Below are 21555 nucleotides of genomic sequence, written 5' to 3' on the forward strand. Positions count from 1 at the left end.
TTTAAATTCAATTGGCAGATATTAAAATTACTCCTGATTGGTTATTTTTTCCCAGCTAATCCCAAAGCATGGGGGCAGATACTACGGCAGGTATGACACTTTTTTAAAACATATCCTCTCTCGGTTGTGAAGGCGGAAAGGGTACGGCAATGTTTTTGTTTAACGGTAACGCCATCAAGTGCATTTTGAGGGCAGGAATCAAGGCATAAATTACATTTCTCTGCACAGATACTGTAGCTGGCTAAAGGATCATTTTCAAGTTCAATATTGACCAGAACCGCACCGATCTGGATCATGTTTCCATAATTCTGGTTGGTAAGTAGAGTGTTTCTCCCCATAACACCCAGTCCTGCCAAATATCCAGAATGCCTTAAAGATAAAACACCCCTCGCATGTTTATTTTCAGATTCCCAGTACTCGGAAGGGTCATCAGAAGGTATGGGCACGGCAATTATTCCTAATTCTTCTAATTCCCGGCAGAGTTCAGATCCTAACCGGTCCACTTCTTCGGTAATAACTTTACTTATATGAGTATAAGGGATACAGTTTTCCGCATTTAAAGAACCTGCCGGGACACGTTTGGCAAAAACTACCACTGATTCACATTCAGAATAGATATCACGGGGATTGAATCCTGAGGGGGCGTCATTAAATCTCTCCATACTGGCAACTCCACAGAGATCCGCCCCCAGTTCACCAGCCATATTCTTAATGGTTTCTGAATTCATGGAATAACTATTCATTTTTTCATACTTTTAATGCACTGGTTTAGGTTGATAATGGGCCAAAGGTCTAATTCATGATTTATTAAAAATTTCTGCAGCTGGGCAGCCCAACTCTCTCTGCCGGCAATGTTTGCAGGTTAAGGATCTGATCAGGGCGTTGCCAGCAAATGACAGGATAAAAATGATTACCATGAGTATCAGGATCAACCAGTTGAATTCATGGACAAGAATTAATATTCCCCCGGTTATGGGGATTAAAGACACCAGGAAATCGGGAAGCACAGTGTACCAGGAAACATCTTTCTGGCTAAACAGTTCTGGATCACCCTTTTTAAACAGATAAGATGATAAACGACCTTTACCAAATGCACAGGTTTTCCCGTAGTAATAACAGTTTACACAACCTTTCTTTAACAGTCTGATTTCCATAAACAGGCAGAATAGTAAATATAATGCCGTAAAAATGATTCCCAAACCGTAAAGTATGAAAGCACCAATGATGTAGATGGAGATGGTTAGGGCATTAGATAGAACAACCATCCACCCAGGATAGCTTTCATAACATTGATTATCCATTTTCAACCCCCCGATCAATGTCGATTTTATAATTTAATTTTTATAATTTAATTATAAATTTAATTCATACTCCTATTTTCAGATTCTCTCTTCTTCTAAAGGTTTAAGGTGTTATTAAGGTTTATTCTAATCTTGCCATCCAATCTGCGGTGTTTAACACTTCACCAAAACGCAGGGCCTGGGTAACTAGAATGGCACGGTGCAATTCTTCTCCAGTCACCTTACCGGCATAATTGGACACATTAAGGGTGCCGGTGCCATCCGAGAGAAATTCCACCTTAAAACCCCGGTGGAAAGCCTGCCGGGCAGTGGTGTCACAGCACATCTGACTCATATAACCAGAAATGGTCACAGTGTCAATATCCCTTTCCCGGAGCCAGCGCTCCAGATCAGTGCCGGTAAAACTTCCAGGGAGGGTTTTCTCCACCATATGGTCGTAGGGACGCTTTGAAACTTCTTTAATAAGTTCCCAACCAGGGGTTCCCTTAACAAATGCTTCGGCATTTTCTGCAGTAGCAGTGTGTTGCACGATGATAATGGGGATTTCCTGGTCCTGGGCAGTGTCCATGGCCTTTAAAATATTTTCCAAACTCTCAGGAGGATAGGTCACCGTTAACTTCCCGGAAAAGTATTCCTCCTGCACATCTATCACCAGCAGTGCTCTTTTCATCTAGTTTTCTCCAGTAAAATGTTATTCATAGTTAAATACAACTTCAATAGTCTAAATCAAATCGTAAACCTATATTAATGGCCAGGGTTCAGATCCGGCAAATATTTGACCTGTTTTAAGGTGTATGCCCTGATTTTACCTGGCTCTGGAAGGTCATAGAGAATTTCACCATCCAGCAGTGGTTTCAGGAGTTGTTCATAAATTCCTCCGCACTGGCATTTTTTAACTTCCTTTTCCAGGGGTAAAAGGAGATCTTCGTGGCATTGGGAGCATCTTAACACAGTTTTGGCCCCGGAACACTTACCTCTCTTGGCCAGTGGCTTTCCATCTATTTCAACCAGGTCCATGGAGAAATCCACCACTGGAGCGTTGCTGATGGAAGTTCCGATACCATAGGCATCCACCAGTGGATTCAGATGGGGAACTTCCTCTTCTTTGATCCCGCCACTAACAAAGAATTTAACCTGTTCAAATCCTCTTAAGTCAAGTTCCCATCTACTTTCCCGGAGAATGTGAAGAAAATCCCCGCGACGGGAGGAAGGTGTGTCAAAACGGACTGCGTATAGTTTTTCACCCAGAACCTCAGCCACATTCAGGCACTCGAACTTCTCATCGTTGAAGGTGTCAATGAGTGCCACCCGGTTAACATCAGGATCTATAACCTCATCAAAAGCCTGCACCGAGTCTACAGTAGAGCCAGTGCAGAGTACCAGGGTGTGGGGAATGGTACCCAGTGGATCTTCCCCTATAATCTCCCCACCCTTAACCACGGAAACACCGTCGCACCCACCTATAAAGGCACTTCTTTCAATGGTGGGGGCTATAGCCGGGTGCATCCTCCGGGCACCAAAGCTCATCACTAGACGCTCCCCGGCTAACTTCTTGTAACGGGCGGCTTTGGTGGCAATACCCGTGGCCTGGCACATCAGGCCCAGGATAGCTGTTTCGTAGATACAAAAATCCTGATAATAACCCTCGATCTCCAGAACGGGTTGATTAGGATAAAAAACAGTACCCTCCCTCATACCCCTGACTTTAACTGGTAGATCCTTTAAAAGGTGAATTATCTCATCTAAACCAGCCAGCACAGCCCAGGACCATTCAGCAGGCAAGGATTTAGCCACGAACTCCGCCCGAACCCAGGGGTTAATATTTTTCTTTTCCAGTATATGTAGGGTTCGCTGAAAGTACACATCAGTGATTTTGCCCTCTTTAATTTCCTTATCTTCAGCTATATGGAACATGAGTCCACCAACTTCCGTAGTAATTATTAGTTTCCATGAGTTTTGCAGGATTATGAGGATAGTAGAGGGTAAACCCTCAAACTAAATTTTACTGATCTTCCTCCTGATAAACTGCGTAAAAACCATCAGTATCGGCATAAACCGGTTTGAAACCGAAATTTTCAGCCTTTGCCATGGTTTTTTTGATGTAATCCCGCCCCCAGGCGGTGATAGCATCGGCACATTCCAGACGGTACCATCTAAACCGGGAGTAACCGTAAACTCCGTACATGGAGTTGGCCAGCCTCTTCAATGCTTCCTGCTGCACATTAAGGATTTTTTTCTCCTCCTCATCTTCTGATTCCTTCATGAGGGTTTTAAGACGTACCCTCTCGGTGAGGATGTTACCGATGATGGAAGGAACAAATCCTGGGGGTTCCTTGAGGAACATGTATCCTCTTTCTGGGGAAATATGGCACTCCTCCGGTTTGCATTCCTCCACTAGGGTATCGGGGGAAACGTTTTTGGAGATGATGATACTGGGGTACAGGCTCCGGAAGTCAAAGTAAACGATGTTTTCGTGTAATCCCTTAACCGGATCCTTCACGTAGCCTCCACTGGCCCGTTTACTCCTCCGGTTGGAGTACTGGGATGCGGATGGTTTGTTGGGCACCACTTCTTTCTGCTGGTTTGCTTTGCGAATCAGGTACCATTCTACCTGCTGGCCAGTGGCCATGCGGGCCATGTCAAAGAAGGGCTGCCCCACAATACGGGTAAGTTCCAGGGTCAGAGGTATCATCTTTTCCCCAATTTCAGTAACAGCCACCGCGTCATCCAGGGAATAATGGCATAATTTTTCCAGTTTGGGGCCGCAGTCATCCCAGTACTGGTGGATCTCATCCCCGGGGATGTCGTATTTCTCTTCACCGAAAAGCTCCAGGTAAACCCTTTCCAGGGTGTAACGGTCCAGCTGGAGGTAACGACGCATTATAAGATAGAGATCAACATGAACCCTGCCTTTTACCAGGGCCGCGTTGGTAAAACCTCTCTTCATAAATTTAATCCCCGAACCATCGGTACCCAGGGTTAGGGGAACCTCCAAGATGTTGGCCCGGTCCCGGATGTAGGGGAAGTCAAAGTTGTCGGAGTTGTAACCAATGAGAATATCGGGGTCTTCCTCTTCCACAATGGCCGTGAATCTCCTTAACATCTCGGCCTCATCTTGCAGTGTCTCCACAAAGTCCAAAGGAGACTCGGCAGTGGCCAACACTTTCCTCAGACCCTGGTTACTGGACAGGCTGATCATTATAATGGGATCCTTTTCGGAGTTGGGCATACCATCGGGATTGTAGACTTCAATATCCAGACTTAAAATCTTAAGATCCGGAAAATCAGAATTTATGGGTCGGATTTCTCCTTTTAAATCCATGACCTGAGTGCCAATATCCTGGGGGATAGTGCAGGTTTGGGGAGAGGCCTCTTCAACCTCTACTTCCACCTCAGCCATGGGAAATAGCCCTTTGTCTATGAGATATCTGCGGTAAAATGGTATATCATGTTCCCTGATATCTTTAACCTGGCTTAAATCCAGTATTTTATCTCTTAACTTGGGAACATCCTGGGGATGGTTGAAGGTAACCTTCAAGAATTCTTTTTTACGACCCAGATCCTTCATTTTAACCTTTTCCACCAGTGCCACATCTAGATCCTTTAACTGTTCACGGCACTGATCCAGGTTAAGGGGGTCCACGTAAATGTAGGGTTTGAATCCATTGTCCTGTACTATGATGGATTTGCCCTCTGCACGGGTCTTTTCCCTTCCAAATAATCTTATCACTGCTTTGTCGTCCCGGGTGACATAATCAATGTCCAGGAGCACCATTCTTTTGGTTTCCATACACCTTCTAATTTATATGTATCAGGGTATATAATTTGTTAAATCTAAAACTCTCCCATTCTCCAGAATTTACCCTTAAACGTGGAGGGAGAGTATAATAACCGGGGATCCGGGATGTGGATGATTGGTTCACACATCATACTAAACTTCAAGTTGAGCCATACATTGCCAGTGTAAACATGTTTACCTAAATCAGGGATATAGTGATCATGATCATAATTTAATCATAATACTATTTGATCAATTCAGCCGTATATTTCAAGTGTAAATATTGTTAGTAACGAACAACAACTTAATTGGGGCGATCCCCTGCTTTATTTGTGTAAAAAGATTCACATTTCTGCTTTACTAAAACTAACATTATAAAGGAGTTCAATGATAAATGCATCTTCAAAAAATGGATTTAAACCATCACAACCCCTATAAGATAGGGGAACTTATTTACGAAGCCGATGCTGAAACCTTTGACTTTTTCTTTGGTAACAAGAAAAATGCTTCACTGAAACTGGGAAAACTGGTCAAAACCGGGGAAAATAACCTGGGAAATGAACATACCTACGTGGTAACCAATGATGACCAGGAGATCATGGGGGTCATGGTTTGTTCTGCCGGGAAAAGAATGGGAACCCTCTCCGAATTTAAATTCTTTGCGGGTAATTTTAACCTAATCGACGCCTTAAAATTGGCCATGATTGAGATAATAGACCACATCTTTTTATCTGATCTGGAGGAAGAGGATTTCTACTATGCCATAGTAGCCGTGGATGAAAGTGCACGGGGCCAGGGAATAGGTTCCTTCATCTTGAAGGAGGGACTAAGAATTGCCCGGGAAAAAAGATGCCGAAGGGTAGTTTTGGATGTGGATATTGAAAATGAGGGTGCTCTCCGGCTTTATGAACGTTCAGGGTTTAAAATATTCAAGGAAAGAACCATATCTCTCTTTGGTTGGAAGAAAGGGGCATTTAATATGGAATATGTTCTTTAATCTCGAGGGGATTAGATTATGGGGAATTTTATGGATTTACACGTTGTAGAAACTGGTCAGGAAAACCCTGAAACCATAATCTTCCTCCACGCAGAAGGACTGGCCGGCTGGATATGGAATGAACAGGTGAAAGCATTCCCTGATTATCACTGTCTGGTTCCGGATCTTCCTGAACACGGGCAGAGTTCCGGGGTAAAACCCTTCACCATTGCTGGGGCCGCGGAGATGGTGGTGGATCTCATCCAAAACAGGGCCCATAATGGAAAAGCCCATCTGGTGGGGCTGTCTTTGGGTGCGCAGGTTGCAGTCCAGATTCTGGCCACCCACCCCGAGGTAGTGGACCATGCACTCCTTACTGGGACCCTGCTCCGCACCAGTTCCCACAACGAAACACTTCTGAACCTAGTAGATTACACGTTTAAATCTTATGAACCAGTAAAAGACACCAGATTCTTTATAAAGGCCTACATGCGGACTTATAATATTTCCAAAGACTATTTTGACCAGTTCCAGGATTCCACCAGGCAAATCAGTGGTGATGCCCTGTACAGAATTCTCCATGAGAACCTATTTTTCATGCTACCTCCGGGACTGGAGAAGGCTGATGTCCCAGTGCTGGTTATGATGGGAGAAAAAGATTACCAGGTAATCAAGGAGTCTGCCGGTGATCTGGATAGAACTTTACCTACTTCACAGACTTATATTGTGCCCAAAAAGGGCCATATGTGGAATATGGAATCCCCTAAACTCTTTAACCAGACCTTGAGGAATTTTTTAACTGGAAATCCTATTTATCTGAAATTAAACCGTTAAATTATCATCTAAAGATGTAATGTTTCATTAGGGATTGTTTAGGGCCGGTCTGTTTTTCCAATTTCTTTTAATGCCGGGTTGATTATAGTAATCACTATCTTCAAACCGCAAACTATTTATATGGGGTCCATCATAATATCGATTAGTCGATATCGGTAACTTGATATTTATGCTGGAAAATGGCCACTAAATCCATTTAAATCATAAATTGGTTATTTCATAATATCAAATTAACGATTTAATATCGATATTGCGATAAGCAAAATATGATGATCTAAAGGAGGTAATGATTCAATATGTGGGATGCTTTTCGAAATCTGCACAGTGAATTCCATGAAAAAATGGAACAGATGCAACGTTTAGGAGGCTTAAGAGTATTAATACTCCATGTTCTGGACGAAAATGGTCCGGGAAATGGGGTGGAGATCATGGATGCCATCCAGGCACACCAGGAATCATGTACCATGCACTATCCGGGACATGGCCCCAGTCGCAAGCATTACCGACCATCACCGGGCTCAGTATATCCTATGCTTAAGAAGATGGTCAACGAGGAACTCTTAATAAAACGCGAAGATGGCAAATACGAATTAACTGGAAAGGGGAAAAAAATTCTGGAAAAACTCTACGGACGTTTCAAACCCCATGAAAAGATGGATCGTGGTGAATACTCCATAACCAGGGCCTTGACAGAAATTGAGGGATATGTTTCTTACCTGGAAGATATCAAAGAAGAAAAACTGGCCCCTCATGGGGAGTTAATTGGGGAATTAAGCCAGAGATTGGAAGCCATTAAAAATTCCATTCAGAAGGAATAGGGGAATTTATTACTTTAACTTAAAATAACCGGAAAATTATCAACTCAAAATCAAAAACACTGTATTTTACAGTGTTTAATATATTATTTAATGTAAATTCACCGGCTAATTAGCGTTAGCTATGTAAATTTACGATTAAAACAGAAAAAACGAATTAATTGCAACTCAAAAAATTATAATTCAATTACTCAAAAAGTTAGGAAGGAGGCGAATATGACTGAACACGCCATTGAACTCAACCACCTCACCAAAAAATTTGGTGATTTCACCGCAGTGGATGACCTGTCACTGAATGTAGAAGAAGGTGAAATATTCGGGTTTTTAGGCCCCAATGGTGCAGGTAAAAGCACCACCATAAGAATGCTGTGCACCTTGGCCCAGCCCACATCGGGATCGGCCACAGTTGCCGGCTACGATCTGATCAAAGAATCAGACCAGGTTCGTCAGAAAATAGGGCTGGTGGCAGAGAAGATGATCATGTACGACCGCCTCACCGCTAGTGAAAATCTTAGATTCTTCGGAAAACTTTACGCCATGCCTAAACAGAAACTGGAAGAAAGGATCGATGAATTACTGGAACTGGTGGACATGCAGGAATGGAAAAACACCCAGATCAGTAAGTTCTCCACGGGTATGAAGCAGAGAATCAACGTTATAAGGGCCCTTCTACCGGAACCAGAGATACTGTTCATGGATGAACCCACCCTGGGATTGGACCCCCAGACCACCTTTTCCATAAGGGACATTACCAGGGAAATCAACCAGAGCGGGATGACGGTCATTCTAACCACTCATGCCATGACCGAGGCGGAGGCACTCAGTGACCGGGTGGCCATCATTGACCACGGTAAAATCGCTGCACTGGACACCCCGCAGAACCTTAAAAACATGATATCCCATGGGGACACCACGGTTTTTGGTGTTAAAATCGACAACCTGACCACGGAACTCATTGGAAGGATCCGTTCCCTGGAAATGGTCACGGCGGTGTCCCAGCAGGATGATTACAATTTGAAGGTCAGTGCCCAGGGAGAAGATGCTCTGAACCAGATCATCGACACCATCCGTGGTGCTGGAGGAAACATTGCCTCGGTGACCAACAGCAATGAATCCACACTGGAAGATGTGTTCCTGGCGGTGACTGGTAAAGAGATGCGTGACCAGGCCAATGAAAAAGCAGCCCCGGTCCAACACGGACATGGAAGGGCACCCAAAGCGAGGGTGAGGTGAAATCATGGATGCAGTTAAAATAGTGAAGGACAGTTACCATGTGATGGCCAAGGACCTCTTGGAATTCAGGCGGAACAAGATGCAACTGGCAGCCCTGGTCATGATGCCCCTGATATTCCTGGTAATGTTCGGTTTCATTTTCCCCAGCGGCAACACCCAGCAGCACATGCCCATGGGAATAGTCAACCTGGACCAGGGACAGGCCAGCCAGGAATTCATAGCACAGCTCGATTTAATGAATCAGAATACTAGTTTCATGGATTTTACCAACTATTCCAGTGTGGATGAGGCTAAAACCCAGATTAACCAGGGAAAAATATACGGAGCCTTTATCATACCGCCGGGGTTCTCGGAGAACTTAACCACGGGTAAATCTGGAGATTTCACGGTATACATTGACAACAGTAACCCCCAGAGTGCTACCCAGATACAACAGGTTCTATCCAGCACCGTAAATGGTCTCAACGATATGAAAGCCCAGGCCACTGTTTTAGAACTTTCCAAGGAAACAAATCAGCAGATAAACCCTCAGGCAATCATATTCCCCTACGTACCCCAGGTTTCAACCACCATCCCCGGGGAGACCAACTACTTCAACTTCTTGGCACCAGGTCTCATGATCATGATCGTGATGATGGGGGTCATGACCGGTATTCCCGAGGCCATCTCCAAAGAAAAAGAGTTGGGAACCTTTGATGGGATGTTATCGGCACCAATAAGCCAAATTTCGGTTATAATCGGTAAAACCGCTGCTCTGTGTATCCGGGGATTCCTGCAGTGTGTCATAATACTGGGCCTGGCCATGCTCCTCTTTGGAGTTACAGTACAGGGAAGCCTTTTATTGGCGTTCTTCATGCTCCTACTGGGAATATTTAGCTTCATAGGATTAGGGATCCTGGCAATTTCCATGTCGGGAGACCAGGCATCGGGAACCATGATCGTGAACCTGTTGATGTTTCCCATGATCTTCCTGGGAGGTGTGTTCTACCCCATCCAGCAGATGCCCGGGTTCATGCAAACCATATCCCAGTTCATCCCCCTGACCTACGCCGCGGATGCCATGCGTAAAATAATCCTCCTCAATGCTGGAATTGGGGATGTGCTCTATCAGATGGTTATCCTGATTGGATTTGGAGTGGTGACCATGGCCATTGCCGTGCCACTCTTCCGGAAGTCAATGACCCGCTGAATAAACCGTAGTAGAGTAAGTGGATGAGCTAATGAGAAAAATTAAGTTTAACAGTTCAGTGGCAGTTTAGCGGATAATTCTGCTGGCTGCCATTATTAAATCCAGTAATGCGGTTAATCAGATAACAATAGAATCGAGGTGAATAGAATCATGAAATGTGAAAACGTAATTAGAAATGTCATAGAAACTGAGTGTGAGGATTACTATCTGGGCATGGTAGACCTCTCCCGGGTTGAAAACATCCTGGTTGAGAAATACGGCTCCTTAATTGCGGAATATCCACGAGCCATCTCAATTGGAGTGACTTTACCCTACCTGACTCCGGAAGAACTATCCAAAAATAAAAAACAGCCTTATGATGTGACAAATTGCCAGTTAAAATCCATAACATCACATTTAAGCAAGTTGATTGAGGAGAGAGGATACCAGGCACTGTCCATACCCAAGGCCCGGGAAATAAATGAGGGATCCCATGTTTCCTTCCACGAGGCAGTGGCCTATCTGGCGGATATGGGTAAAATAGAGAAAAACTTGCTGGTAACTCCCGAGGTAGGATCAAGGGTTAACTGGGGAACTGTACTCACCAATGCTCCTTTTTAATCTTTCAAATCACGGAGACTCATTAAGTTGGTATCGGGGAGTTAACCGGGAGTGATCAAGATGTTAACTAAGTTTCGGTTGAAAATGTTAAACAGAGAAGCTTCTTCACCAAAAAATAAGCCTGTTGAAATTATAGAACACCTTAATATTTACAATGGAAATGTAGTGGGGGATATTGGGTCGGGTGGAGGATTTTTTACCCGTGAATTTTCACGGGAAGTGGGAAGCAAGGGCCAGGTCTATGCCATTGACACCCATCAAAAATCTCTCGATTACATAGAGGATGATATCCAAAAGGAAGGCATTGAGAATGTACAAACTATTCTAGCTAATCCTGACCGGATAAAATTACCTGAAAAAAGAGTGGACCTCTTCTTCTTGCGAAACGTGTTCCACCACATCTCTAACCATATTGAATATTTCCAGAACCTCAAGGGTTCCCTGAAAGATAACGGAAAAATAGCGTTCATTGATTACAATAGGAAGAAACTCAGTTTTACCGGTATTTTTGGACATTACACTTCAGAAATTGTTCTTTTAGATATCATGAAACAGGCGGGATTTTCCCTTCTGGAAAAATATGATTTTTTACCGGACCAGTTGTTTATGATCTTTGAAAAGGGACCGTGAACTACCTGGTGAGATTCAATACTCGAATAATAGTAAGATTTGGAGTGAATAGGTGAATGGAATGTCTATAAAATCTTCAGTTAAAGAACATTTTACCAGCAATCCCTTAAAGGACCATTTGGAAGGTAGTTCCCTAAAAAGTCACTGGGATTACTTTTTCCAGAATGAATCAGGAAATGAAATTTCCCAAGAGTTCAATGAACTGAGTTTCAGGAAATTTACCCGGCAAGACCTGGATGAATGTGCCCTACTTTTTAAAAAGGTGTTTTCTGATGATCCCTGGTACGATGAATGGGTGTCGTGGGAACAATCACGAAAATATTTGAAGGAACTGGTTGAAAACCCTGTTTTTGAAGGATTTGTAATGGGTGGTGATTCTAAAATTGTGGCAGTCTGTCTGGGGCATCAAAGATCCTGGTGGAGGGGGAAGGAGTTCTTTGTGGATGAATTGTTTGTTGAAAATGAGCGGCAGGGGAATGGTATTGGTGGTGCAACAGTAAATCTCCTGTTTAAGGTCCTGCGTGAAGAAGGATACACTCGTGTTATACTTTTAACCAACAAAGGAATACCTGCAGAGACTTTTTATCTTAAAAATGGATTTTACAATAATGAAAATAGGACGGTTATGGTTAAAGAACTGTAAATTGTTAAAATACTAAATATTTATGATTTTTTAACATATTGATGTATTGTATAACACTTTTTTTCTAATTACTAACTTCAGGGGATTATTTAATATTATGAAAACACCCCAGATTCTTGTTGCCTATACAATTGTTGCATAAGCAACATATTTATATAGTATCATATCTAACTCTATAACTACATCAAATTGTATCAATTTTTTCTAAAATCACTTTTTCTGGTGTTAACTGTGAATAAAATTAAAAAAATATGCGAAAATGATCTTAACGACGTTCCATTGGGTATTTTCGTCTCCATAATCCATAGAACTCGCATGATGTATTTGAACAACGAACTGAAGAGTTTGAATGTTACTGCCAGCCAGTTTCTTTATTTAATTGGACTTTACAAGAAGGAAGGTCAGACACAGGAAGATCTGGCCACCCACTTCTTTATAGATAAAGGGACTGTGGCTCGGGGAGTGAAAAAACTGGAAGACAAGGGATTTATTTGCCGCAGAATTGATCCAGAAAACCGCAGAAGATACCTTCTTTACCTCACACCCGAGGGCAAAGCATTGATGCCCAATATACTCGGCATAATCCAAGATTGGGAAGATTCAATGAGTGAAGGATTGACTGACACTGAAAAGAATAAAATAAGTGAATTATTAAAAAAATTAACCATTAAAGCTTTGACCAAGCTGCATGGCACGGAGGAAAACCTGGATGAATAATAACGTTTCTAAAGGGGGCAATTCGCCTCTCAGCTCGTCAGAAGATAAAGGAAAACAAGGACTGGATTATAAATGGATAGCACTATCCAACGTTATAATCGCCTCCATGATGGGAACCATCAACGGTAGTATAACCCTGATATCCCTTCCCGCTATCTTCAACGGCATTCACATTGACCCTTTAACCTCTTTCCAGTATCTCTTATGGATACTGATGGGATACGGACTGGTAACCGCCACCTTGCTTTTGAGTTTCGGGCGGCTGTCGGATATGTACGGCAGGGTGAAGCTTTTTAAACTGGGATTTTTGATATTTACCGTAGGCTCAATACTGCTTTACCTTACCCCGTCCACTGGTGACGCTGGGGCCATAGAAATCATCCTCTTCAGGATAGTTCAGGCTGTGGGCAGTGCCCTGACCATGGCCAACAGTTCGGCCATACTAACCGATGCTTTCCCGGTGAGTGAGAGAGGAAAGGCCCTGGGTATAAACATGGTGGCCCTTATGTCTGGCCAATTTGTGGGGCTCCTCCTGGGAGGAATACTGGCGGTCTTCGACTGGAGATATGTATTCCTGGTAAGTGTGCCCTTTGGAATCTTAGGAACAGTCTGGTCCACCTTCAAACTTAAAGAAGTATCACTCCGTGCCCCCAAAACCAAACTGGACATCTGGGGAAACCTCACTTTCGTCTCCGGTATAACCATACTCCTCCTGGGAGTAACCTACGGATTAATGCCCTACGGCAGTGATGCCATGGGTTGGAACAACCCCTGGGTCATGGCCTCCATGATAGGAGGATTCATTCTCCTGGCACTCTTCCCGGTGGTGGAAAGTAAAGTGGAAAACCCCATGTTCCGACTGGACCTTTTCAAGATAAAAATGTTCAGTTACGCCAATGTTGCTGGTTTCCTCAGTTCACTGAGCAGAGGAGGTATGATGTTTATGCTCATACTTCTTCTCCAGGGGATATGGTTACCTCTACATGGATACAGCTATGAATCCACCCCATTCTGGGCTGGAGTTTACATGTTACCCCTCACCCTGGGAGTGATAATAATGGGACCCATCTCGGGAATACTCTCCGATAAATACGGTCCCCGCTGGATCGCCACCATAGGGATGGTAATGAACACCATCGGATTCTTGGCCTTAGCCTCACTTCCTTATAACTTCAATTACTGGGAATTAGGTTTAACCCTATTCTTCATGGGGCTGGGAAGTGGAATGTTCGGTTCACCAAACAGCGCATCCATAATGAACTCCGTACCTCCCCAGGAAAGGGGTGTAGCTTCCGGCATGCTGACCACCATAATGAACACGGCCTTCACTGCCAGTATGGCTATTTTCTTCACCATAGTCATTGTGGGAATAACCCAGCGCTTCCCGGATGCAATTGCCTCCTCCCTGGCAAGTATTGGAGCAGTACAACTGGCCCCCGTCCTCAGTAACATACCACCAACTGGAGCGCTGTTCTCGGCATTCCTGGGTTATAACCCGGTTGAAACCATCTTAAGCAGTGTGCCCTCAGCAGTGGTTAGCCACATACCTCCCGCAACCTTAACCACCCTAACTGGAACTACCTGGTTCCCATCCACGTTGGCTGAAGCCTTTATGCCCTCATTGAGAGTCTCGTTCTACATTGGGGCTTTCTTTTGTGGTCTGTCGGCTATATTATCTGCTCTACGTGGTGAAAGGTACATCCATGAGCTGGAAGTAATCAAAATCAACCCAGATGAGGATAAAACCAAGGAATAACCTACAGAATGGAGATAATTCTCCATTTTAAACTTTTTTTTATTTTTTAATTTTAACTTTTTTACCAACTAAACGTTAAATAAATAGAAAAACTCCGTTTTATTTGACAAAGGACCTATTTTTGGCACTGGATCTTTATCTTTAGCTATTTCAAATTCTTAAATTTCAACTGTAGACTATTTTTCAATCCTTAAATTTCAACTGTAGAATGAGTATTCAATTTATTTCCAACAGTGAGTGGTGATTCTTCGTTTGATAAGTTACTGTAGACATCAAAACAAATTTTCATCAATTTTAAACTAAAGTGAAGGGCTAGTTTAGTCTCTTTATAAATAAAATAATTTGCCCTCTTAAAAAAAATTAAAGTTGCAAAATAGTGGCAGTGATTAATTTTAAAATAGGATTAACCATTGAAAATTTTATTATAAAGTAATACATATACTGACAAACAAGACACTTTTAGATAAATCTCTTTTCAAAACTGGGCAGGGCACTGAATAGGAGAAATGGTGTTGGAATTTTAAGGAACTTAATAAAAAATTGTTAAAAAGGGGGTTTTTACATGAAAATAGGAATTGTAGTCTATTCCCAAACTGGGCACACCTATTCTGTAGCGGAAAAACTACAGGAAAAACTACAGGAAAAACTACAGGCCAATGGACATTCGGTGGATATTGAACGGGTAACCACGGTGGGTGATGTGAATCCGGGGTCCAAGAACGTCACCTTCCAGAATCAACCTGATGTACAGGGCTATGATGCACTGGTATTCGGTTCTCCAGTGCATGCCTTTAACCTGGCCCCAGCAATGAGAGCTTACTTGGAGCAGATCCCGTCTTTACAGGGTAAAAATGTAGCCTGTTACGTTACTAAGGGGTTACCCTTCCACCGTACCGGGGGAAACCAGGCCATATCCCAGATGAAAAAGATCTGCCAGTCCAAAGGAGCCACTATCGTGGGAACAGATATACTGGTTTGGAGAGGGAGCACGGGTAAAAAGATTGATGAATTGACTGGAAAATTCAGTGTCATCTTTTAATTCAGGCAATAAATACTTAAACACTCCATCTCCTATTTTTTTTGATAATTACATTTATAAATTAAAACCATATAAAAAGGGCACCAGCATAATAAATAGTGGGATAAATGGAATGATTTAATATTCATAATGGGAGTTTCCATGAAGAAAGTGTTTTTATGGTGGTTAATTGCAGGAAATAAAGGCGGGGAGAACCGTGGCCGAATAATAGTTGAACTGAATAAAAGGCCCTACAATGCTAATAAACTCGCTGAAAAGCTTTCCCTGGATTATAAAACCATCAGACACCATATAGATATTTTAGAGGAAAACAACTTAGTTGAATCCACTGGGGAAAAGTATGGTGCCTTGTATTTCCTTTCAGATGAGATGGAAAAAAATTATAACTTATTCCTATCGATTTGGGAAGAATTTAAGGAAGAATAAGCCATAATAAACGAAATTAAAAGGATAAGGTGTAAAAGATGTTAATGGAAATTAATTTGTATGGTATTTTAAATTTAATACCCACTCTACTTGCTTTGGTCAAAGCATCGGCTTTGATAACCAGTGTTGCCAATATTATCCTTTTAATTGGAATGCTCTATGTTTATGTGGAGCGATACCTTAAGGTGAAGTCCAAATTCACCACTACCCTGGTGTTATTTGCCTCACTCTTCCTGGTTCAAAACATCTTATTCTCAGTCTATTTCGTATTCAATCCTCCGGCAACCATCATCAATGCTCTGTTACCTTTAATATTTTTAGGACTGGAATTCACGGCCCTGGCACTACTTTTAATGATTACCAGGGAATAATATTATTTCTTATTCCAGATATCCAACTATTAAAACCTATTTTTTCTGGGAGTCTGTGTTCTGATTTTTTTATCATTGGAAAATTTAGGGATGCCTTAATTCGGATCGAATTTGGAGGGAAAAAAGAATAAATGCTGAGTAAATTTTGGAATAACTTCTTTTAAGTGTTTAAACTAAAATTAAGTAAAGGTAAGAACTTAAAAAAATTCAAAGATTCCCAGTAGAAGGGGTATGGTTTGGACCACCTTTGAGTTAAAAATAAAAAAAAGGAGATTAAGAAATGGTAGATGTAAAAGAAATTAAATCTATTAAACTGACACCCTTCACCCGGATGTCAGCTTCAATATATGGAATTTTAGGTTTTATTGGTGCAGTGGTAATGTTAATTGCCCTGATCATTGTACAGGCTACAGGATTAATCCCCCAAATAGGGCAGTTTAATCTAGTGACTGGATTGGGGATACCTTTAATTGTTCTCCTGCCTATCGGGGCATTTTTCAGTACTATAGTGGTGAGCTTTTTCTCAGTACTGCTTTACAACCTGTTAGTGCCTAAATTAGGTGGAGTTAAGTTGGAATTAGATGGTAATGAAGTGGAAAAAATTCCAGTGATTTCATTTTCCCTGATCCAGTCTGCCATTGGGGCCATATGGGCCTTTATAGTGGGATTGGTATTAGCAGCGGTGATTTCGCCTCTTTTATCCTTTATCAGTGCGTTCAGCACCATGCCGGCAGCAGCCAACATAACCGCCAACATAACCAATGTTTCGGGTGCAACTTTACCTAGTGGGGCAGAAGTTGGAGCTGCAGGGATAATAGTGGCCCTGGTTTTAATAATCGGCCTCCCCATACTGATGTTTGTATTCGGATTCATCTGGAACGCTTTATTCGCACTGTTCTACAACTACATAGTCACCAGAGTGGCTAAAATCCAATTGGACTTCGGTCAAATTACTGGAAGCCTACATGAACTTAAACACATACCTGTACTGCCAACAGCCCTGGCAATAGCCCTTGTTTTCACATTGTTAGGCCTCATATCGGGCATATTGTCTGGAAACTATGGTGAATTTATAACCAACTTCATCACCTACTTCATAGAAACGGCGTTAATTGCCATTCTATACAACTACCTGGCACCTAAAATTGGTTCAATCAAATTAAATCTGGAATAAATCCAGATTTTTTTTTATTTTTCTAAAGTATAAATTTCCGAGGGTGTGGATGAAGACACAAAAAAGGGGAATGAATTAAGGGGTGGAAAAGAATGGAAAAAGAAGGAAAAATGAAGGATCAGTTGCCACAGAAAAATTTACTGGTTTTATATTCATATCATCATCAAAATACACTGAAAATAGCTAAAGTTTTTTCTAAAGTTCTTAATGCACCGATAAAAGAACCAAATAAAATAGATCCGGACACACTTACAGAGTATAATCTGGTTGGTTTCGGCTCCGGGATTTACAGTGCCAAACACCATGAATATCTCTTAGAACTGGTGGATAGACTCCCTCTGGTCATGGATAAGAAAGCATTTCTCTTCTCAACCAGTGGAATAACCGGGAAATCCAAGGCATACAAGGATCACGCTGCACTCCGGGAAAAATTAGAATCAAAGGGGTACGTGATCATGGATGAATTCCAGTGTAAGGGTTTTAACACCAACAGTTTTTTGAAATTGTTTGGGGGAATGAATAAGGGCCGACCCCATGCCCGGGATCTTAAAGACGCCGAGGACTTTGCGGAGAATTTAAAAAGAACACAAGAATTATAGTTATCATTCGGTAGGGGTGTTAAAGAAATGTGGTTATCATCAGGGGGTAAGTACAGATAAAATCACTTTGGGGGGGGGGCATGTTTTTGGGGCATCAGTAGGAACCATCCTCGTCATGGACCTCATCCCCCACCAGTGGTGGGTTAAAAACACATAAAAGCCGCAAATCCTTGTTGTAAGCCCGGAGATAATGCCGGTCGTTTTTATTAAGGGCGTACATTGTGCCGGGTTTGATGGGATAAACCGTGCCATCCTCAGTAGTTTCTATCTCTCCCTCACCATCCACACAGTAAACAGCCTCTAAATGGTTTTTATACCATATCAAAGTTTCACTGTTGGCGTAGATTATGGTTTCGTTGAGTGAAAAACCCATGTTGTCTTCTTCCCGCAGGAAACGTTTGCTAACCCAGTTACCGTTTTCAGCGAATACTTCCCGGGAACTGCCTTCCACTTCATCCCGGGTTCTGACTATCATGGTTTAAACCCTCAAGTATGGCTTCCCTTCTTTCCATAACCACCTGTACAGAATCTTCTATAATCTGCAGTCCTTCCCGGAGAAGATCATTTTCAATGGTTAGGGGTGGTAGGAGTTTAAGCACATCATCGTTGGCTCCTGCCAGTTCAATGAGGAGGTACCGGGAAAATGCTTCTTCAGATACACTGCTACTGAAACCCATTAAGGGAACCTTAAGTCCATATATCATTCCCCGGCCACGCACATCTGCCTGTATTTCTGGGTACTGGTCTTTTATTCCTGTTAATTTTTCTTTAATAATTTTTTCCTTGTTATAAACAGCTTTAGAAAGATTATCATTTTCCCAGTAACTTAAAAGTTCGGTAGCGGCCACGAAGGCCAGGTTGTTTCCCCGGAATGTTCCGGTGTGTTCGCCTGGTTTCCACTGGTCGAGTTCTCCCCTCATCATTACCATGGATAATGGTAAGCCCCCTCCAATTGATTTGGAAAGGGTGATAATGTCCGGGTTGATCCCGGCATTTTCAAAACTGAAGAAAGTCCCGGTCCGACCGTTTCCCACCTGGATATCATCCACAATTAGCAGTATATCAAAATCTTTACATATCTGTTCGATTTCCCTCAGCCATTCAGCACTGGCCACATTTATACCCCCCTCCGCCTGGATGGTCTCCAGTAGTACTGCTGCTGGCAGGTCCACGCCACTACTTTGATCTTCCAGGAACTTCCGGAGGTAATGTGCGGTGTTAACATCCTCTCCCAGGTATCCGTCAAAGGGCATGAAACTCACGTTGGCCCGGTTAATGAATGCTTCGTCCCTATAGAATTCATTGGCAGTTACCGCCATGGAACCCATGGTGAGACCGTGAAAGGCATTGGTAAAGGCAATGATGTTGGATCTTCCTTTAACCATTCTAACTAATTTCAATGCTGATTCAACGGCATTGGTACCAGTTGGGCCAGTAAACTGTATTTTATACTCCATGTGTCTGGGTTGCAGGATGGTGTCGTAGAATTTTTCCAGGAATACCTTTTTAGCGGCGGTGGCCTGATCCAGGCCGTGGATAATGTAGTCCTCTTTTAAGTAGTTTATCAGGGCTTCTGAAACCAGTGGGTTGTTGTGTCCGTAGTTCAATGTCCCGGCACCTGCAAAAAAATCAATATACTTTTTGCCCTGTTCATCAAATACGGTGGCACCCTTTGCTTTCTGGAATATGGCAGGGAAACTTCTTATATAGCTACGTACTTGTGATTCGTGTTCTTTGAATGTTTTCATTCTATCACGACTAATCTCAAGTTATTTTCATCTAATTTCCGTTATTATTTATTATTTAAGGGTCCTATTTGGAGAAGTAACTCTTCTTCATGATGGGGGTTACCAAAGAGTTCTCGGGTAAAAAATGATGTTTTCTCTAAGTTTGTATCCAGATTGGCTGCAATATTCTTAAACAAAGCCATGGAAGCATCATTGGTGGGGGTTACTGTGGTTTCAATAAATTCAATGGATTGGGTTTCTTTTCGGTGGAGGATATGTTCTATCATCTGTGTGGCCAGGCCTTGACCACGCATGGTGGGGAGCACCGCCACCTGCCATATAAAAAGGTTGTTTTCCTGGTGTGGATTAATGTAAGCGGATATGAAACCTATTATTTTATTATTCCATTCTGCAACTGCACTGGTCTCGTCAAAATGAGTACATATCAACAGATAACTGTATAATGAGTTGATATCTAATGGTTTACTTTTTTTTACCAGATGATAAATCTGATTTCCATCTTTTATTTGTGGGGTTCGGATTTTTACTGGCTGATTTTCATCATTTTCTGGGCCCATAGATTAATTTTTCTTGGGCATAGCATAAAAAATGTTCGCTAAAATGTTTATTTTAAGCTGTTTTAAACTGTATTTGAATGATTAATAAATTCTTTATATTCTATATTATGTTTAATGGGTCATTTTAGAGGTGTTTTTTGATTTTTTATCATAAAAAAGAAGGTTAAAACGAAATAAAAAATAATTTAAAGAAGTTTAGGGAATACGCCCATTAATACAAAATTTCAGTATGTGGGGATGAAATTTTCTTACTTCATTTCTTATTTGGGGGAGATAATATAGTCAGGAAGGTTAATGTTGTGATGATAATCTGATTTATACTCAAAATTTCTTTTTTAGACTTTCTGCGAAATTTCGAGCATTTTCAAGGTCTTTTTCATCGGGGTTTCCTTTATTTAAACCTCCTCTATGGATTATTTTGGCGAAGGCGTAGGTGTCAAATCCTTTACAGTAAAATTCCCCCAGGACGTCAAAACCCTTTTTAGATAAGTTTTTTTCTAACCATCCCATTGGTTTACCATCTCCACTGGTTGAGAATACAAAGGCCTTTTTACTATTCACATCATCCATCTTTTCAACAAAATTTCTCAACTTTTTATGGGGTCTCAAAAAATATTTTCCTGAACCAAAGCCAATCAGATCATATTTCCCAATAACATCCATGTTTACATCTTTCAAGTCGAACAAATCCGCTTTTAAGGTCTCTGCCATGACTTCTGCAATTTTTTTGGTGTTTCCATGGTGTATGGACTTGTAAATTATGGCGATTTTCATTTTTATACTACCTATAATTTCATAAATTCAAATCTACACTTTTAAAATTGCCAATTTTCGAATTGAACTAAAATAAATTTAATCTTCTTTAGGGAACTTTAAAAGTTTATTAACTTCATGGATCATTTCTTCATTGACTCGGGCCACTAAATACTTCCCTTTCCTTTCGGTGGAGATAAGATCAGCATTGGATAGCTCTTTAAGGTGGTGGGAGATAGTAGGGGCACCTATGTTAAGTGATTGGGTTATGTCACTTATGAAACACCCATATCCTGTTTTATAACTGGTTTTTTGTTTTTTAACGATTTTTAAATATAATTCCAGTCGATTCGGGTTGGAAAGGGCTTTAAAAACCTTGGCCATTTTAGCAGTGTCCATGATATTTACTCTTCAAT

At 41.9% G+C, this 21555-nt stretch carries 25 protein-coding genes; 15 read left to right on the plus strand and 10 right to left on the minus strand.

Features of this window, described 5'->3' with window-relative positions; translation table 11 throughout:
* Positions 1–41: 41 nt before the first annotated feature.
* From QC759_RS09915 to QC759_RS09935, 5 genes are all read right to left on the minus strand, one after another.
* Positions 42–728, minus strand: coding sequence for an epoxyqueuosine reductase (locus QC759_RS09915; RefSeq protein WP_048072700.1), 687 nt, complete (start codon positions 726–728; stop codon positions 42–44).
* Between the two features lie 69 nt (positions 729–797).
* Complete coding sequence (locus tag QC759_RS09920; protein WP_048072699.1) at positions 798–1301, minus strand: hypothetical protein; 504 nt, start codon at positions 1299–1301, stop codon at positions 798–800.
* A gap of 121 nt (positions 1302–1422) precedes the next feature.
* The gene (locus QC759_RS09925) at positions 1423–1971 is read right to left on the minus strand and encodes a cysteine hydrolase family protein (RefSeq protein ID WP_048072698.1); all 549 of its coding nucleotides are present in this window, start codon (positions 1969–1971) and stop codon (positions 1423–1425) included.
* 74 nt (positions 1972–2045) lie between these two features.
* Positions 2046–3215, minus strand: coding sequence for a nicotinate phosphoribosyltransferase (locus QC759_RS09930; protein WP_048072697.1), 1170 nt, complete (start codon positions 3213–3215; stop codon positions 2046–2048).
* An 88-nt stretch (positions 3216–3303) separates the two neighbouring features.
* Entirely contained in the window at positions 3304–5091 is a 1788-nt protein-coding gene (locus QC759_RS09935) for a 3'-5' exonuclease (RefSeq protein ID WP_048072696.1), read from the minus strand.
* 382 nt (positions 5092–5473) lie between these two features.
* Here QC759_RS09935 and QC759_RS09940 point away from each other — a divergent pair, with 382 nt between their 5' ends.
* The 15 genes from QC759_RS09940 to QC759_RS10010 all read left to right on the plus strand — a co-directional run bounded on the left by QC759_RS09940 (position 5474) and on the right by QC759_RS10010 (position 18081).
* On the plus strand, positions 5474–6076 hold the full coding sequence (locus tag QC759_RS09940) for a GNAT family N-acetyltransferase (protein ID WP_048072695.1): 603 nt from the start codon (positions 5474–5476) through the stop codon (positions 6074–6076).
* A gap of 30 nt (positions 6077–6106) precedes the next feature.
* A complete protein-coding gene (locus tag QC759_RS09945; protein WP_048073862.1) occupies positions 6107–6889 on the plus strand; it encodes an alpha/beta fold hydrolase in 783 nt (260 codons plus the stop codon).
* A gap of 296 nt (positions 6890–7185) precedes the next feature.
* A complete protein-coding gene (locus tag QC759_RS09950; protein WP_052400039.1) occupies positions 7186–7707 on the plus strand; it encodes a PadR family transcriptional regulator in 522 nt (173 codons plus the stop codon).
* A 213-nt stretch (positions 7708–7920) separates the two neighbouring features.
* Entirely contained in the window at positions 7921–8937 is a 1017-nt protein-coding gene (locus QC759_RS09955) for an ABC transporter ATP-binding protein (RefSeq protein ID WP_048072694.1), read from the plus strand.
* 4 nt (positions 8938–8941) lie between these two features.
* Positions 8942–10126 (plus strand): ABC transporter permease, encoded by a 1185-nt coding sequence (locus QC759_RS09960; protein WP_048072693.1) that lies wholly within the window; start codon positions 8942–8944, stop codon positions 10124–10126.
* 150 nt (positions 10127–10276) lie between these two features.
* Positions 10277–10726 (plus strand): hypothetical protein, encoded by a 450-nt coding sequence (locus QC759_RS09965; protein ID WP_048072692.1) that lies wholly within the window; start codon positions 10277–10279, stop codon positions 10724–10726.
* Between the two features lie 60 nt (positions 10727–10786).
* Positions 10787–11356 carry a class I SAM-dependent methyltransferase gene (locus tag QC759_RS09970; RefSeq protein ID WP_048072691.1) on the plus strand — a complete coding sequence of 190 codons (570 nt, stop codon included), beginning with the start codon at positions 10787–10789 and terminating at the stop codon, positions 11354–11356.
* Positions 11357–11417: 61 nt separating this feature from the next.
* A complete protein-coding gene (locus tag QC759_RS09975; protein WP_048072690.1) occupies positions 11418–11999 on the plus strand; it encodes a GNAT family N-acetyltransferase in 582 nt (193 codons plus the stop codon).
* A gap of 231 nt (positions 12000–12230) precedes the next feature.
* Positions 12231–12716 carry a MarR family winged helix-turn-helix transcriptional regulator gene (locus tag QC759_RS09980; RefSeq protein WP_048072689.1) on the plus strand — a complete coding sequence of 162 codons (486 nt, stop codon included), beginning with the start codon at positions 12231–12233 and terminating at the stop codon, positions 12714–12716.
* A complete protein-coding gene (locus QC759_RS09985) occupies positions 12709–14472 on the plus strand; it encodes an MFS transporter (RefSeq protein WP_048072688.1) in 1764 nt (587 codons plus the stop codon). Before QC759_RS09980 ends, QC759_RS09985 begins: the two co-directional genes overlap by 8 nt.
* Positions 14473–15034: 562 nt before the next feature.
* The gene (locus QC759_RS09990; RefSeq protein WP_276698843.1) at positions 15035–15511 is read left to right on the plus strand and encodes a flavodoxin family protein; all 477 of its coding nucleotides are present in this window, start codon (positions 15035–15037) and stop codon (positions 15509–15511) included.
* 141 nt (positions 15512–15652) lie between these two features.
* Positions 15653–15937, plus strand: a complete 285-nt coding sequence (locus QC759_RS09995; RefSeq protein ID WP_048072686.1) for an ArsR/SmtB family transcription factor — start codon at positions 15653–15655, stop codon at positions 15935–15937.
* Between the two features lie 38 nt (positions 15938–15975).
* On the plus strand, positions 15976–16308 hold the full coding sequence (locus QC759_RS10000) for a DUF8036 family membrane protein (protein WP_048072685.1): 333 nt from the start codon (positions 15976–15978) through the stop codon (positions 16306–16308).
* Between the two features lie 280 nt (positions 16309–16588).
* Positions 16589–17482, plus strand: a complete 894-nt coding sequence (locus QC759_RS10005; RefSeq protein ID WP_048072684.1) for a hypothetical protein — start codon at positions 16589–16591, stop codon at positions 17480–17482.
* Positions 17483–17574: 92 nt separating this feature from the next.
* The gene (locus QC759_RS10010) at positions 17575–18081 is read left to right on the plus strand and encodes a flavodoxin family protein (RefSeq protein WP_048072683.1); all 507 of its coding nucleotides are present in this window, start codon (positions 17575–17577) and stop codon (positions 18079–18081) included.
* Positions 18082–18175: 94 nt separating this feature from the next.
* Here QC759_RS10010 and QC759_RS10015 read toward each other — a convergent pair whose 3' ends face one another.
* The 5 genes from QC759_RS10015 to QC759_RS10035 all read right to left on the minus strand — a co-directional run bounded on the left by QC759_RS10015 (position 18176) and on the right by QC759_RS10035 (position 21538).
* Positions 18176–18556, minus strand: a complete 381-nt coding sequence (locus QC759_RS10015) for an ectoine synthase (protein WP_048072682.1) — start codon at positions 18554–18556, stop codon at positions 18176–18178.
* Positions 18534–19829: a diaminobutyrate--2-oxoglutarate transaminase gene (ectB, locus tag QC759_RS10020; RefSeq protein ID WP_048072681.1), complete on the minus strand. Its 1296-nt coding sequence runs from the start codon at positions 19827–19829 to the stop codon at positions 18534–18536. Before ectB ends, QC759_RS10015 begins: the two co-directional genes overlap by 23 nt.
* A gap of 44 nt (positions 19830–19873) precedes the next feature.
* Positions 19874–20386, minus strand: coding sequence for a diaminobutyrate acetyltransferase (gene ectA, locus QC759_RS10025; protein WP_048072680.1), 513 nt, complete (start codon positions 20384–20386; stop codon positions 19874–19876).
* A gap of 321 nt (positions 20387–20707) precedes the next feature.
* Positions 20708–21160, minus strand: a complete 453-nt coding sequence (locus QC759_RS10030) for a flavodoxin family protein (protein ID WP_048072679.1) — start codon at positions 21158–21160, stop codon at positions 20708–20710.
* A 78-nt stretch (positions 21161–21238) separates the two neighbouring features.
* Entirely contained in the window at positions 21239–21538 is a 300-nt protein-coding gene (locus QC759_RS10035) for an ArsR/SmtB family transcription factor (protein ID WP_048072678.1), read from the minus strand.
* Positions 21539–21555: the final 17 nt, after the last annotated feature.

It is taken from the genome of Methanobacterium formicicum, from assembly GCF_029848115.1.
Taxonomy (GTDB): domain Archaea; phylum Methanobacteriota; class Methanobacteria; order Methanobacteriales; family Methanobacteriaceae; genus Methanobacterium; species Methanobacterium formicicum.

What these genes read in the sequence shown, in the direction of transcription:
- QC759_RS09915 (WP_048072700.1), bottom strand. Translation starts at nt 728, where the DNA reads ATGAATTCAGAAACCATTAAGAATATGGCTGGTGAACTGGGGGCGGAT.
- QC759_RS09920 (WP_048072699.1), bottom strand. Translation starts at nt 1,301, where the DNA reads ATGGATAATCAATGTTATGAAAGCTATCCTGGGTGGATGGTTGTTCTA.
- QC759_RS09925 (WP_048072698.1), bottom strand. Translation starts at nt 1,971, where the DNA reads ATGAAAAGAGCACTGCTGGTGATAGATGTGCAGGAGGAATACTTTTCC.
- QC759_RS09930 (WP_048072697.1), bottom strand. Translation starts at nt 3,215, where the DNA reads ATGTTCCATATAGCTGAAGATAAGGAAATTAAAGAGGGCAAAATCACT.
- QC759_RS09935 (WP_048072696.1), bottom strand. Translation starts at nt 5,091, where the DNA reads ATGGAAACCAAAAGAATGGTGCTCCTGGACATTGATTATGTCACCCGG.
- QC759_RS09940 (WP_048072695.1), top strand. Translation starts at nt 5,474, where the DNA reads ATGCATCTTCAAAAAATGGATTTAAACCATCACAACCCCTATAAGATA.
- QC759_RS09945 (WP_048073862.1), top strand. Translation starts at nt 6,107, where the DNA reads ATGGATTTACACGTTGTAGAAACTGGTCAGGAAAACCCTGAAACCATA.
- QC759_RS09950 (WP_052400039.1), top strand. Translation starts at nt 7,186, where the DNA reads ATGTGGGATGCTTTTCGAAATCTGCACAGTGAATTCCATGAAAAAATG.
- QC759_RS09955 (WP_048072694.1), top strand. Translation starts at nt 7,921, where the DNA reads ATGACTGAACACGCCATTGAACTCAACCACCTCACCAAAAAATTTGGT.
- QC759_RS09960 (WP_048072693.1), top strand. Translation starts at nt 8,942, where the DNA reads ATGGATGCAGTTAAAATAGTGAAGGACAGTTACCATGTGATGGCCAAG.
- QC759_RS09965 (WP_048072692.1), top strand. Translation starts at nt 10,277, where the DNA reads ATGAAATGTGAAAACGTAATTAGAAATGTCATAGAAACTGAGTGTGAG.
- QC759_RS09970 (WP_048072691.1), top strand. Translation starts at nt 10,787, where the DNA reads ATGTTAACTAAGTTTCGGTTGAAAATGTTAAACAGAGAAGCTTCTTCA.
- QC759_RS09975 (WP_048072690.1), top strand. Translation starts at nt 11,418, where the DNA reads ATGTCTATAAAATCTTCAGTTAAAGAACATTTTACCAGCAATCCCTTA.
- QC759_RS09985 (WP_048072688.1), top strand. Translation starts at nt 12,709, where the DNA reads ATGAATAATAACGTTTCTAAAGGGGGCAATTCGCCTCTCAGCTCGTCA.
- QC759_RS09990 (WP_276698843.1), top strand. Translation starts at nt 15,035, where the DNA reads ATGAAAATAGGAATTGTAGTCTATTCCCAAACTGGGCACACCTATTCT.
- QC759_RS09995 (WP_048072686.1), top strand. Translation starts at nt 15,653, where the DNA reads ATGAAGAAAGTGTTTTTATGGTGGTTAATTGCAGGAAATAAAGGCGGG.
- QC759_RS10000 (WP_048072685.1), top strand. Translation starts at nt 15,976, where the DNA reads ATGTTAATGGAAATTAATTTGTATGGTATTTTAAATTTAATACCCACT.
- QC759_RS10005 (WP_048072684.1), top strand. Translation starts at nt 16,589, where the DNA reads ATGGTAGATGTAAAAGAAATTAAATCTATTAAACTGACACCCTTCACC.
- QC759_RS10010 (WP_048072683.1), top strand. Translation starts at nt 17,575, where the DNA reads ATGGAAAAAGAAGGAAAAATGAAGGATCAGTTGCCACAGAAAAATTTA.
- QC759_RS10015 (WP_048072682.1), bottom strand. Translation starts at nt 18,556, where the DNA reads ATGATAGTCAGAACCCGGGATGAAGTGGAAGGCAGTTCCCGGGAAGTA.
- ectB (WP_048072681.1), bottom strand. Translation starts at nt 19,829, where the DNA reads ATGAAAACATTCAAAGAACACGAATCACAAGTACGTAGCTATATAAGA.
- ectA (WP_048072680.1), bottom strand. Translation starts at nt 20,386, where the DNA reads ATGGGCCCAGAAAATGATGAAAATCAGCCAGTAAAAATCCGAACCCCA.
- QC759_RS10030 (WP_048072679.1), bottom strand. Translation starts at nt 21,160, where the DNA reads ATGAAAATCGCCATAATTTACAAGTCCATACACCATGGAAACACCAAA.
- QC759_RS10035 (WP_048072678.1), bottom strand. Translation starts at nt 21,538, where the DNA reads ATGGACACTGCTAAAATGGCCAAGGTTTTTAAAGCCCTTTCCAACCCG.